Source organism: Vibrio sp. CCUG 15886 (assembly GCF_028570825.1).
Lineage (GTDB): Bacteria > Pseudomonadota > Gammaproteobacteria > Enterobacterales > Vibrionaceae > Vibrio > Vibrio vulnificus_B.
Genome location: NZ_JAQQBT010000001.1, coordinates 641541 through 657203, shown reverse-complemented (window position 1 = coordinate 657203; position 15663 = coordinate 641541). Strand labels below are relative to the sequence as shown.

Below are 15663 nucleotides of genomic sequence, written 5' to 3'. Positions count from 1 at the left end.
TAAAGAAGAGTTTGGCTTATGGGAAAACCATTTTGGAGAAGTGTTGAATACTTCTTCACAGGGAACTATTCCGCCGACGATGGAAACAACAGTATTGTTGCTATCGGTTTTGGTGGAGAAATCCATGCCTACGGTGGTGATGATCATGTCACTGTCGGATCGATTGGTGCAACGGTTTATACCGGCAGCGGCAATGATACGGTCGTAGGCGGTTCGGCATATCTAAGAGTGGAAGACACCACTGGGCACCTTTCTGTAAAAGGCGCAGCTGGGTATGCAGACATTAATAAAAGTGGCGATGGCAATGTGTCATTCGCTGGTGCCGCTGGTGGTGTGTCGATTGACCACTTAGGTAATCATGGTGATGTCAGTTACGGCGGTGCCGCGGCTTATAATGGCATTACCCGCAAAGGTTTGAGCGGCAACGTCACCTTTAAAGGCGCTGGCGGTTACAATGCCCTTTGGCATGAAACCAACCAAGGTAATCTCTCTTTTGCTGGCGCAGGAGCGGGCAATAAACTAGATCGTACTTGGTTCAACCGTTATCAAGGCTCGCGCGGTGATGTGACGTTTGATGGCGCTGGCGCGGCAAACAGCATCAGTTCACGTGTTGAAACCGGCAACATTACTTTCCGTGGGGCTGGTGCTGACAACCATTTGGTCCGTAAAGGCAAAGTGGGCGATATTACCTTGCAAGGTGCGGGCGCATCAAACCGCATTGAGCGTACACGCCAAGCGGAAGATGTTTACGCGCAAACACGCGGTAACATTCGCTTTGAAGGTGTCGGTGGTTACAACAGCCTTTACTCCGATGTGGCACACGGTGACATCCATTTCTCCGGTGGCGGTGCTTATAACACCATTACACGAAAAGGCAGTGGTAGTAGCTTTGATGCTCAAGGTATGGAATACGCGAAAGCGGAAGAGATCGTTCTCACCGTGGCGCAGATGCACGGCTTGTCGATTGATAACGGCAACAAGTTCCATACGGTTACCGCTGTAAAATCAGAGCGAGAGCCAAATACTTATCTGTTTGCTATCGCAGATGGTACTTACACCAAAATCAACAAAGTTCGTCTCTATAACGATCCAGAAACGGGCAAACTCAAATACTACTCTGAAGCTTGGTTCAAGCGCGGTAATCATTTAGCGGAGCTTGCTCGTTCTGATGTCTCTTCTGCTGGTGGTTTTGAAGTCAATCCAATCAATGGTGGTTACACCCTTTCTAATATTGCCGTTGAGCATCAGCAATCGTTAACCGTTCATGCTGTCGAGAAGGACCTGACCGAATATGAGTGGGTGACCTACGCCAATGGCGCACTGATTGATGCGAAAGATGTGGCATTATCAGAGGCGAAAATGGGCGGTCACGCCATCTCGACCGATGGGACGACAGTCGATGTTCAAGCGGTGAAATCAAACCGAAAACCAAATACTTATGTTTACGCAAAAGTGCTTGGGCCTTACACAAAAATTGTGGTGGTTGAACTTGCTAATGATCCCAAAACAGGGGCGCTTAAGTATCAAGCTCGCTCTTGGTACAAAGAGGGTAATCACACCGCAAACCTAGCCAATGAAGATATTTCGTCTGCAAACGGATATCACTCGATGGGCAAAGGCGGCTACTCACTCAGCGATCTGCATTACAGTGTGAACGCGGTAAGAAGCACCAGCGAAACCGTGGCCGACATCGACGAGTACACCGATCAAACCTTGTTTAAGCCAGCGACCGATAGCGGTGAAAGCTCTGGTGATGTGCGCTTCAATGGTGCGGGTGGCGGTAACGTCATCAAGTCCAATGTGACTCGCGGCAATGTCTACTTTAATGGTGGCGGTATCGCTAACGTCATCCTCCACAGTTCGCAATTTGGTCATACCGAGTTCAACGGTGGTGGCGCGGCAAACGTGATTGTCAAAAGTGGCGAAGAAGGGGATCTCACCTTCCGCGGCGCGGGTTTGGCGAACGTGTTGGTACACCAAAGCAAGCAAGGCAAGATGGATGTTTACGCGGGCGGTGCGGTAAACGTACTGGTTCGTATTGGCGATGGTCAATACCTTGCGCATTTGCTGGCTTACGGCAACATTTCCGTGCACAAAGGCAATGGCAACAGCCGTGTCGTCATGCTCGGTGGTTACAACACCCATACCCAAATTGGTTCCGGTAACGGCTTGTGGTTGGCGGCGGGCGGCTTCAACGTGATGACGCAAGTGGGTAAAGGTGATGTGGCATCGGTACTGGCTGGCGGCGCGAATGTGCTCACCAAAGTGGGTGACGGCGATCTAACCGCAGGTATGTTGGGCGGCGCAAACGTGATTACCCACATCAGCGGCGACAATGAAACCTCGAATACCACAGCCGTAGCCTTGGGCGGTGCCAACATTCTCACCAAAAAAGGCAAAGGGAATACCCTTGCGGTGATGGGCGGTGGCGCAAACGTGCTGACGCATGTGGGTGATGGTACAACAACTGGCGTAATGGTCGGCGGTGCGAACATTCTCACCAAAGTAGGTAACGGCGACACGACCGGCATAATGCTTGGTGTTGGCAACGTGCTAACGCATGTTGGTGATGGCCAAACTCTTGGTGTGATGGGCGCGGCGGGTAACATCTTCACCAAAGTGGGTGATGGAACCTCTATTGCGGTCATGATTGGTGCCGGCAACATCTTTACCCATGTGGGCGAAGGGAATGCTTGGGCGCTGATGGGCGGTTTGGGTAATGTCTTTACCAAAGTCGGCAACGGTGATGCTCTCGCGTTAATGGTGGCAGAAGCCAACGTCTTCACTCACATTGGTGATGGTATGTCGGTCGCACTGATGTTAGCCAAAGGCAACGTTGCGACAAAAGTGGGTAATGGAACCACACTCGCTGCAATGGTTGGTAACGCCAATATCTTCACTCACGTAGGCAGTGGCAGTACGTTTGCTGCAATGATCGGCCAAGCCAACATCATGACCAAAGTGGGCAATGATCTCACCGCGGCACTGATGGTCGGTAAAGCCAACATCTACACCCATGTCGGTGATGGAACCAGCCTAGGAATATTCGCGGGCGAAGTGAACGTGATGACCAAGGTCGGTAACGGCACAACCTTGGCGGCGATGTTCGGTAAAGCCAACATCATGACGCATGTCGGCGATGGTCTAACGGGCGTGTTAGCACTGGGCGAAGCCAATATTGTCACCAAAGTGGGTGATGATTTCATGGGTGTTGTGGCGGCAGCAAAAGCCAACGTCGTGACTCATGTTGGTGATGCAACAACCGCGGCTGTGTTGGCTGGTAAAGGCAATGTCCTAACCAAAGTGGGCGAAGGCACCACGGTAGGGTTGTTGATTTCCGATATCGGCAACGTAATGACCCACGTCGGAGATGGCACGACCATTGGTATTGCCAAAGGCAAGGCAAACATCATTACCAAAGTCGGTGATGGTTTGGGCGTCAATGTCGCTTGGGGGCAAGCAAACGTGTTTACCCAAGTGGGCGACGGTGATCGCTATAACTTTGCCAAAGGTGAAGCCAACATCATCACCAAAGTAGGTGATGGCCAAGAAGTCTCCGTGGTGCAAGGTAAAGCCAACATCATTACTCATGTGGGCAATGGCGACGACTACACCGGAGCTTGGGGTAAAGCGAACGTTATTACTAAAGTGGGTAATGGCCGTAACGTGGTACTGGCAAAAGGTGAAGCCAACATCGTGACCCAAGTGGGTGATGGCGACAGCTTTAACGCACTTTGGAGCAAAGGCAACATCGTCACCAAAGTGGGTGATGGTATGCAGGTGACGGCAGCAAAAGGCAAAGCCAATATCACTACCACCGTTGGTGATGGCTTGAGTGTGACAGCCGCCTATGGTGATGCCAACATCAATACCAAAGTCGGTGATGGTGTCTCCGTCAACGTCGCTTGGGGCAAATATAACATCAACACGAAAGTGGGTGATGGCCTGAATGTTGCCGTGATGAAAGGCAAAGCTAACGCCAATATTCACGTGGGCGATGGCCTCAACATCAATGCCTCTTACGCACAAAACAACGTTGCAATCAAAGTTGGTAACGGCGATTTTTACAGTTTGGCTGTTGCGTCAAGCAACACCAGCAGCAACAAGCTCTCGGCACTGTTTGATAACATTAAACAAACCCTACTTGGTGTGGGTGGTAGCCAAGCAATCAACTACTTGGTTCAAGGTGATGAAGCATCGTCATCCGGTACGCAAAAAGGCCGTGGTGCGATTGCAACACCGGAAATCACCAAGCTGGATGGTTTCCAAATGGAAGCCATTGAAGAAGTGGGCTCGGACTTGGGCGATAGCCTAACCGGCAGTGTCACTAAGGTAGATACCCCAGATCTCAACAAGATGCAAAATGCACTCGACGTTGACGGATCTTCTGATCAAACTCAAGCTCAGAATCTCATTGTGAATGGTGATTTTGAGCAAGGTGATCGTGGTTGGAAATCGACACACGGTGTTGAAGCTTCCTATTCGGGCAATGTCTATGGCGTGAACGGTGAAGGCCACGGCGCACGTGTGACGGAACTGGACACCTACACCAACACCAGTCTCTATCAAGATCTGACCGATCTTACGGAAGGTGAAGTCATTGCTGTGAGCTTTGATTTTGCGAAACGTGCAGGTCTATCGAATAACGAAGGCATTGAAGTTCTTTGGAATGGCGAAGTCGTTTTCTCATCGTCTGGTGATGCCTCTGCTTGGCAGCAAAAAACCTTAAAACTGACCGCGCATGCCGGCAGTAACCGAATCGAATTCAAAGGCACAGGCCACAATGATGGACTGGGCTATATCCTAGATAATGTCGTGGCGAAATCGGAATCGTCGCAACAAGCCAACGCAGTGAGTGAGCACGCGACACAAAATCAAGCGTCGCAGAATGCCCTATCAGATAAAGAGCGCGCAGAAGCGGATCGCCAACGTCTTGAACAAGAAAAGCAGAAACAGCTTGATGCTGTCGCAGGGTCACAAAGTCAGTTGGAGTCGACCGACCAACAAGCGCTAGAAAATAACGGTCAAGCTCAACGTGATGCGGTGAAAGAAGAGTCGGAAGCCGTGACCGCCGAGTTGACAAAACTGGCGCAAGGTCTCGATGTGCTTGATGGCCAAGCAACGCATACTGGCGAGTCAGGCGACCAATGGCGCAATGATTTTGCCGGTGGTCTGCTCGATGGCGTTCAAAGCCAGCTCGACGATGCCAAGCAACTCGCGAATGACAAGATTGCTGCAGCGAAGCAGACGCAGTCTGACAATAACAGCAAAGTCAAAGAATCCGTTGCGAAATCTGAAGCGGGTGTGGCACAAGGTGAGCAAAATCGCGCAGGTGCAGAGCAAGACATTGCCGAAGCTAAAGCCGATGCAGAAACACGCAAAGCCGATGCTGTGGCGAAAAGTAACGATGCGAAACAGGCCGAATCTGACGCACACAGCGCCGCAAACGACGCGCAATCGCGTGGTGATCGCGATGCGATGAATGCCGAAAACAAAGCCAACCAAGCGCAGAATGATGCCAAAGGGACCAAGCAAAACGAAGGCGATCGCCCTGACCGTGAAGGCGTGGCTGGCAGCGGTCTTTCAGGTAACGCTCATAGCGTGGAAGGTGCTGGCGAAACGGGCAGTCATATCACCACTGACAGCCAAACAAACGCCGATGGTCGATTCAGTGAAGGTCTGAGCGAACAAGAGCAAGAAGCGCTGGAAGGTGCGACAAACGCAGTGAACCGTCTGCAAATTAACGCAGGTATTCGCGGAAAGAACAGCGGTAGCACAATCACCTCAATGTTCACCGAAACAAACTCCGACAGCATTGTGGTACCAACCACTGCGTCTCAGGATGTGGTTCGAAAAGAGATTCGCATTTCTGGGGTGAATTTAGAGGGGCTTGGTGAAGCTTCGCATGACTCTGCTGAATCGCTTGTGGCTGCTCGCGCGGAAAAAGTGGCGAATCTATATCGCTGGCTAGACACTGATAATGACGTGGCGACGGACAAGTATGTACCTGTCCCTGGCTTTGAACGCGTCGATGTTGATGTCTCTGATGAAGTCAAGCAGCGCATGATTCAATCTATGAGCGGTTACATCGAACACACCGACAATCAAGTACCGAAAGATCAAGCGGAAGCATTAGCCACTTTGTTTGTTGAATCGACGCTCGATTATGACTGGGACAAACGCGTTGAGTTTCTCACTAAGCTTGAGAGCTATGGTTATAGTTTTGAAGCACCACACGCAGAGAAAAGCATTGTTTCCTTCTGGTCTGGTAAAAACTTCAAGCAATACCGAGACATTCTCGACAATGCCCAGACTGATGGCAAAAAGGTCGTGTACGACATCGATGTTAAAGGCAACGCATTTGCAATCGACCTGAATAAGCATTTAATGCGTTGGGGCGGCCTGTTCCTTGACCCAGATAACGCCGAGCAAAATCAGTTGAAATCATCAATCGATGCAGCAACGTTCAGCAATACAGGTTTTTGGAGTTCGGTCTATGCGACGGGGGCACAAAATGATGTGTATGTCATCGCAGAAGGTGGTGTGCGTCTTGGCAACTATTTCTGGAATGTTGAGCTACCTGCATTACGCCAATTGCAGCGTGAAGGGTTAGTCGGTGAAATTCGACTGCTTGATAAGCCAGTATCCGAGTACAAAGATCTACCAGCAGACCAGATTGGACGCCGACTTACCGATGCAGGTGTTGCCGTTAAAGTACGCTTTGATGCGTTGAGTCACGAGAGACAAGCTGAGCTTTTGGCCGACAATCCAGATGGTTACAAAGCCGATACGCTGGTTGAGTTGGATGTGAAGCTAAGTGCGATCGATAGCATGTTGCGTGAATCTCTACCATTCTATTCACTTCGTACTGAGCGCAACCTCTTAGTGCAAGAAGGCGAAGAAGGATTTGAAGTTCGCTCATGGCCGGGAATCGATGGAAAGAGCAAGACTATTCTGCTTGATAACCCAGAAGATGCAGCTCAACAAAAATCCATTGAGCGCTTTATCTTGGCAAACTTCGACAACTTCGAGCAGATGCCAGATGAACTTTTCTTAGTGGATAACAAGGTGCTCTCGCATCACGATGGCCGCACGCGAATTATAGCGCAAAAAGAAGACGGTGCTTGGACGTACAACACCAATGTTGAACTGGTGTCTGTCACTGAGCTACTCGATGCTGCTCATGTGAACGGTAAAGTTCGCGGTGATAGTTACCAACAAGTGATCGACGCCCTGACGGAGTATCATGCGAGTACGGTTGAACACGCAGATTACGAACTAGAATCTGTGGAAAAACTGCTCAACCTGCGTAAACAGATTGAAGGTTATGTACTCGGGCATCCGGATTCTGGCCGTGTGGAAGCAATGAACTCACTGTTAAATCAGGTGAATTCTCGTCTGGAAGAAGTCTCTGTTCTTGCGGTCTCTGAGCAAAGCATCAAAGCGCACGATAGCTTTAGCCGCCTATATGACCAGCTTGATAATGCCAACTTAAAAGAAAGTAAACATCTGTATCTGGATGGAAACGGCGATTTCGTCACTAAGGGCAAAGGCAACCTAGCCACTATCGATCAGCTAGGTGGTAGCGATGCTGTACTTGAAAAAGTAAAAGCAGCCGTAACTCATGAGTATGGTCAAGTCGTTGCCGATACGATCTTCGCAAGGCTTTCTGCAAACGATCTGGCAAAAGATGGTAAAGGCATTGATATTGCTGGTTTAAACAAAGTACACCAAGCGATTGAACAGCACATGTCGCCAGTGAGCGCGACCATGTACATCTGGAAGCCGAGTGATCACAGCACACTAGGTCATGCCGCATTGCAAATTGGCCAAGGTCGCACGCAGCTTGAAGGTCAAGCCGCTGCTGACTTCAATAAGCAGAATTACGTGAGTTGGTGGCCACTCGGTAGCAAGTCATCCAATATCCGCAATATCTTCAACGTTGCTACAGAAGATCAGCCGGATCTTAAACTACGTTGGAGCGATTTCAGCCAACCTGCTCATCAAAATGACACACTTGAGCACGATATGGCATCGGAAGAAAACGACGGCTTTGGTTTGAAAGATGGTGAAACTAAGCTGAAGCGCTTTATCGAAAAACTCAACGCCGCGAAAGGTATTGATGCTTCATACAAAGATGCTTCTGAAGGCTATGCGAGTGTACTACTGGGCAATCCAGATATGCTTGCATCGACAGGCATTCCAGCGCATGTTTTCCAGCCATTCGTCGACCAATGGAATGACACCAGCTACGACATGATGGACGTAGCAAATCGTTTTGCTGAAGAGCTACAGAAACAAGCTCAGGCAAGCGGTGACACAGCCCTTGTGGAAAAACGTATCGACAACGTGGTTCGTCTGTTTGCTGAAAGAGCGCTAGAAGAAATCGAAGCCTTTAAGGCCAGCCAAGCAGATGAAGGCCGAGTGTTCCGCATTAACCTAGAAGGGTTGGATGTGGCGGCGATGCAAGCTGAATGGAACCGTCTAAGCAACGATCCGGATGCTCGATATCAGTTATTGACCAAAAACTGCTCAAGTACCGTCGCAAAAGTGTTGAAAGCGGGTGGTGCTGACAAACTTATCGGCCACACATGGCGACCTAAGTTTGGTGTTTGGACGCCGACAGAGCTTTTCAACTTTGGTCAGGCGCTGCAGGAAGCTCAGCTTGAAATTGCCGCGAAGAAGCAAAGTCATCAAGTCACTGATGTCCTTGATGCCTTGTCAGGTAATGAGAAGCACAAAGAAAACGTGGCGATTGAAAATGATGGCACGCCACCGCGCGATAAAGAATCTCTTAGCCCACTGACTCGATTCCTCAACAATGAGTTATATGGTGAGAAAGACGCACGTCGTAAGATTGGCGAAATCACGCAAACCTTACTTGACCATGCGGTAGAAAATGGAGAATCGCAGAAAGTTACCCTCAAAGGGGAAGTGGGCCGTCTAACGGGGTATTACCATCAGGGAGCGGCTTCAAGCGAAGGTGAAACAAGCGCGACAAGCGGCAAAGTCGTGTTGTTCCTGCATGGTTCTGGTTCTTCTGCTGAAGAGCAAGCGAGCGAGATTCGCAACCACTACCAAAAACAAGGTATCGACATGCTCGCAGTCAACCTGCGTGGCTATGGTGAAAGCGACGGCGGACCAAGCGAAAAAGGCTTGTACCAAGACGCTCGCACCATGTTCAACTACCTAGTGAACGACAAGGGTATTGACCCAAGCAATATCATCATTCACGGCTACTCAATGGGTGGTCCAATTGCCGCAGATTTAGCACGTTATGCCGCGCAAAACGGCCAAGCGGTGTCTGGCTTATTGCTTGACCGTCCTATGCCAAGCATGACCAAAGCCATCACCGCTCATGAAGTGGCGAATCCAGCGGGCATTGTAGGGGCTATCGCGAAAGCGGTTAACGGTCAGTTCTCAGTGGAGAAGAACCTAAAAGGCTTGCCAAAAGAGACGCCGATTCTGCTGCTAACGGACAACGAAGGTTTAGGCGAAGAAGGCGAGAAGCTACGAGCTAAACTCGCGATTGCTGGCTACAACGTCACGGGTGAACAAACCTTCTATGGCCACGAAGCGAGCAACCGCTTGATGGGGCAGTACGCGGATCAAATTGTCTCCGGTCTGTTCAATGCAGAGCAAGCAGCGGTAGAAGCGGGCGAAGTGCTGAAAGGACTAGAGAAAGACTTTAAACGCTATGGCGATGCGCTGAAACCAGATACGAGCGTACCGGGTAAATCGAAAGACATTCGCACCACTAAAGATTTCCTAAATGGTTACAAAAACGACCATGCAAAAGAAATCGTTGACGGCTTCCGCTCAGATATGAGCATCAAGCAACTGGTGGATCTGTTTGTTAAAGGCAACTGGAGTGCAGAGCAAAAAGGTGCGCTTGCTTGGGAAATTGAAAGTCGTGCACTGAAAGTGACGTTCCAGAACAAGTCTGAGAAGTACAACCGATTGTTCCGTGAGATTGCTTCTGCTGGCGTGGTGGATGCGAAAGCGACTGAACAGCTTGCGCCACAGTTAATGCTGTTGAACCTATCGAATGACGGTTTTGGTGGACGTTGTGATCCACTTTCTAAACTCGTTTTGGTTGCTAAACAGCTTGAAAACGATGGTCAAGTTGGCGTGGCAAGACAACTGCTAGAGAAGATGTACTCTGCGGCAGCGGTGCTGAGCAATCCAACCCTTTACTCAGACAGTGAAAAAGCCAATGCAAGCAAGTTGCTCAGCAGCTTGGCGGCCATTCATGCGAAGAACCCAATGCATGATACGTCGATGAAAGTGTGGCAGGAAAAGCTGGAAGGGAAGCAAGCACTGACCGTAAACGGTGTGGTTGAGAAAATCACTGATGCATCGGCTAACGGCAAACCTGTGTTGTTGGAACTTGATGCTCCGGGGCATGCGATGGCAGCTTGGGCAAAAGGCTCAGGCGACGATCGTGTTTACGGCTTCTACGATCCAAATGCTGGCATTGTTGAGTTCTCATCAGCAGAGAAGTTTGGCGACTACCTAACGCGTTTCTTCGGCAAGTCCGATCTGAACATGGCTCAAAGCTATAAGCTGGGCAAAAACGACGCAGGTGAAGCAATCTTCAACCGCGTGGTGGTAATGGATGGCAACACGTTAGCAAGCTACAAGCCAACCTTTGGTGATAAGACCACCATGCAGGGGATCCTCGATCTACCTGTGTTTGACGCTACACCGATTAAAAAGCCTACGGGTGGAGTCGCGAGCGATCTCGAAGCATTGGGTAATAAAACCAAGGTCGTGGTTGATTTAGCGCAAATCTTTACGGTGCAAGAGCTGAAAGAAAGAGCAAAAGTTTTTGCTAAACCGATTGGCGCATCCTACCAAGGTATTCTCGATCAACTCGACCTTGTGCATCAGGCTAAAGGCCGCGCTCAAATCGCAGCGAGCTTTGAGCTTAATAAGAAGATTAATGACTACATCGCTGAACATCCAACTTCGGGGCGTAATCAAGCGCTAACGCAGTTGAAAGAGCAGGTCACCAGTGCGTTGTTTATCGGTAAGATGCAAGTTGCCCAAGCGGGTATTGATGCAATCGCACAAACAAGACCGGAGCTTGCCGCTCGTATCTTTATGGTCGCGATTGAAGAAGCCAACGGTAAACACGTAGGTTTGACGGATATGATGGTTCGTTGGGCCAATGAAGACCCATACTTGGCACCGAAGCATGGTTACAAAGGCGAAACGCCAAGTGACCTTGGTTTTGATGCGAAGTACCACGTAGATCTAGGTGAGCATTACGCTGATTTCAAACAGTGGTTAGAAACGTCCCAGTCGAACGGGTTGTTGAGTAAAGCGACGTTGGATGAATCCACTAAAACGGTTCATCTTGGCTATAGCTATCAAGAACTTCAGGATTTGACGGGTGCTGAATCGGTGCAAATGGCGTTCTACTTCCTGAAAGAAGCGGCGAAGAAAGCGGATCCGATTTCTGGTGATTCAGCTGAAATGATACTGCTGAAGAAATTTGCAGATCAAAGCTACTTATCTCAACTTGATTCCGACCGAATGGATCAAATTGAAGGTATCTACCGCAGTAGCCATGAGACGGATATTGACGCTTGGGATCGTCGTTACTCTGGTACAGGCTATGATGAGCTGACGAATAAGCTTGCTAGTGCAACGGGCGTTGACGAGCAGCTTGCGGTTCTTCTGGATGATCGTAAAGGCCTCTTGATTGGTGAAGTGCATGGCAGCGACGTCAACGGCCTACGCTTTGTTAATGAACAGATGGATGCACTGAAAAAACAGGGAGTCACAGTCATTGGCCTTGAGCATTTACGCTCAGACCTTGCGCAACCGCTGATTGATCGCTACCTAGCTACGGGTGTGATGTCGAGTGAACTAAGCGCAATGCTGAAAACAAAGCATCTCGATGTCACTCTTTTTGAAAACGCACGTGCTAACGGTATGCGCATCGTCGCGCTGGATGCAAACAGCTCTGCGCGTCCAAATGTTCAGGGAACAGAACATGGTCTGATGTACCGTGCTGGTGCCGCGAACAACATTGCGGTGGAAGTATTACAAAATCTGCCTGATGGTGAAAAGTTCGTTGCTATCTACGGTAAAGCGCATTTGCAGTCTCACAAAGGGATTGAAGGGTTCGTTCCTGGTATCACGCACCGCCTCGATCTTCCTGCGCTTAAAGTCAGTGACTCGAACCAGTTCACAGTTGAACAAGACGATGTGAGTCTACGTGTTGTCTACGAAGATGTTGCTAACAAACCGAAGATCACGTTCAAGGACAGTTTGAGTGGCGCAAATACCGCTCTTCACAACCAAAATGTGAATGACTGGGAACGTGTTGTTGTGACTCCGACAGCGGACGGCGGTGAAAGCCGTTTTGATGGTCAAATCATCGTGCAAATGGAGAACGATGATGTCGTGGCAAAAGCCGCTGCGAACCTTGCGGGTAAGCACCCAGAAAGCAGTGTGGTGGTGCAGATCGATTCAGACGGCAACTATCGCGTGGTGTATGGCGATCCGTCAAAGCTGGATGGAAAGCTACGTTGGCAGTTAGTAGGTCATGGTCGAGATGACTCAGAAAGTAACAACACGCGTTTAAGTGGCTACAGTGCTGATGAGCTGGCAGTGAAATTGGCCAAGTTCCAACAGTCGTTTAATCAAGCGGAAAACATCAACAATAAGCCTGATCATATCAGTATTGTTGGTTGTTCTTTGGTGAGTGACGATAAGCAAAAAGGCTTTGGTCATCAGTTTATTAACGCGATGGATGCGAATGGTCTTCGTGTCGATGTCTCTGTACGCAGTTCTGAACTGGCCGTAGACGAGGCAGGGCGTAAACATACCAAGGACGCGAATGGCGATTGGGTCCAAAAAGCAGAAAACAACAAAGTTTCGCTAAGCTGGGACGAGCAAGGTGAAGTTGTTGCCAAGGATGAACGTATTCGCAACGGTATTGCGGAAGGCGACATCGATCTCTCTCGTATTGGTGTCAGCGACGTTGACGAGCCAGCTCGTGGTGCAATCGGTGACAACAATGATGTGTTTGATGCGCCAGAAAAACGCAAAGCGGAGACAGAAACCTCATCTTCTTCTGCAAACAATAAACTCAGCTACTCAGGTAACATTCAAGTCAATGTGGGTGATGGTGAGTTTACGGCAGTGAACTGGGGCACATCAAATGTGGGCATTAAAGTCGGCACGGGTGGCTTTAAGTCGCTGGCCTTTGGTGACAATAACGTCATGGTTCACATCGGCAATGGTGAGAGCAAGCACAGCTTCGATATTGGTGGTTATCAGGCACTGGAAGGTGCGCAAATGTTCATCGGTAATCGTAATGTGAGCTTCAACTTAGGTCGAAGTAATGATCTGATTGTGATGATGGACAAGTCGATTCCGACTCCGCCATTGGTTAATCCGTTCGATGGTGCCGCTCGTATTTCGGGCGTACTGCAAAGCATTGCCACCTCGGGTGAGGGCCAAGATTGGCTAGCGGCTCAAGAGCAGCAATGGACATTATCTGGCGCCAAGAAGTTCGTCAAAGATATGTCTGGTTTGGATCAGAGCAGCAGTGTTGATTACACCAGTTTGGTTGAACTAGACTCGCAGAACGAGCGAAGCAGCCGTGGCTTGAAGCACGATGCAGAAGCGACTCTGAACAAGCAGTACAACCAATGGCTAAGTGGTAACGGTAATAACGACACCAGCAAGCTCAGCCGCGCAGATAAGCTTCGTCAAGCCAATGAAAAGCTTGCGTTTAACTTTGCCGTGGGTGGTCAAGGTGCGGATATCCAAGTCACGACAGGTAACTGGAACTTCATGTTTGGTGACAACATCCAGTCTATTTTGGATACCAACCTAGGTTCACTGTTTGGCCTCATGACACAGCAGTTCTCTGCTACGGGTCAGGCCAAGACAACCTTCACCTACACGCCAGAAGATTTGCCTCGTCAGCTTAAGAACAAGCTACTTGGGCAGTTAGCGGGTGTAGGAGCCGAGACCACGCTAGCGGATATTTTTGGTGTGGATTACACCGCGTCAGGTCAAATTGTTTCGCGTAATGGTGAAGCTGTCGATGGTGTAGCGATTCTCAAAGAGATGTTGGATGTCATTGGTGAGTTCAGTGGTGATCAACTGCAAGCCTTTGTCGACCCAGCTAAGTTACTGGATAGCTTGAAGTCGGGTATCAACATGGGGGCGGATGGCATTAAGTCTTTTGCTGAAACTCATGGACTGAAAGAGAAGGCGCCAGAAGAGGAAGAGGACAACTCTTCGGTTTCTGTTAATGGTGCGAACGTAAACAGTGCACAAGGCGCGACGGTGGCTGATGGCAGCACTGAAACAGCAGAAACACCAGATCGTGCCTTTGGCTTTAACTCGCTTAACCTGCCGAACTTGTTCGCCACTATCTTTAGTCAAGACAAGCAGAAAGAGATGAAATCGCTGGTGGAAAATCTCAAAGAGAATCTCACCGCTGATCTGCTGAATATGAAAGAGAAAACGTTTGATTTCCTTCGTAACAGTGGTCATCTCCAAGGTGATGGTGATATCAACATCTCCCTAGGAAACTACAACTTCAACTGGGGTGGTGATGGTAAAGATCTCGGAGCGTATCTAGGAGACAACAACAACTTCTGGGGCGGACGAGGCGATGATGTGTTCTACGCAACAGGCACGTCAAACATCTTCACGGGCGGCGAAGGCAACGACATGGGCGTTCTGATGGGACGTGAAAACATGATGTTTGGCGGTGATGGCAACGACACAGCAGTGGTTGCAGGACGCATTAACCATGTCTTCCTTGGTGCCGGTGATGACCAGTCGTTTGTCTTTGGTGAGGGCGGTGAAATTGACACCGGTTCAGGCCGTGACTACGTGGTGACGTCTGGCAACTTCAACCGTGTGGATACGGGTGACGATCAAGACTACTCCGTTACGATTGGCAACAACAACCAAGTAGAGCTAGGCGCTGGCAATGACTTTGCTAATGTCTTCGGTAACTACAACCGCATCAATGCAAGCGCTGGCAACGATGTTGTGAAGCTAATGGGCTATCACGCCGTGTTGAATGGCGGTGAGGGCGAAGACCATCTCATCGCAGCGGCCATCTCTAAGTTCAGTCAATTCAACGGTGGCGAAGGGCGCGATCTGATGGTGTTGGGTGGTTATCAAAACACGTTCAAAGGTGGCACGGATGTGGACAGCTTTGTGGTGAGCGGTGATGTTATCGACAACCTTGTTGAAGACATTCGCAGCGAAGATAACATTGTCTTCAATGGCATCGATTGGCAGAAACTGTGGTTCGAACGCAGCGGATATGACTTGAAGTTGTCTATTCTTCGTGACCCGGCAAGCGACAGTGACCAAGCGAAGTTTGAGCATATTGGTTCGGTGACGTTTAGTGATTACTTTAACGGTAATCGAGCGCAGGTGATCATCGCAATGGGTGAGAAAGACGCGACGGGTGAACGTGAGTACACCACCTTGTCTGAGAGTGCAATTGATGCGCTGGTACAAGCCATGAGTGGCTTTGACCCTCAGGCGGGTGACAATGGATTCATCGATAACCTAGACAGCAAATCTCGCGTGGCGATTACCACTGCGTGGGCAGACGTTGTCCATAAAAAGGGTATAACGGTGTAATATTCACCAACCATTAACATCAAA

1 protein-coding gene is annotated in these 15663 nt (G+C 49.6%); it reads left to right on the top strand.

Going from position 1 to position 15663, the window contains the following annotated elements:
• Positions 1 to 18: 18 nt before the first annotated feature.
• Positions 19 to 15639, top strand: coding sequence for an MARTX multifunctional-autoprocessing repeats-in-toxin holotoxin RtxA (gene rtxA / locus PQQ36_RS02740; protein ID WP_273660302.1), 15621 nt, complete (start codon positions 19 to 21; stop codon positions 15637 to 15639).
• Positions 15640 to 15663: the final 24 nt, after the last annotated feature.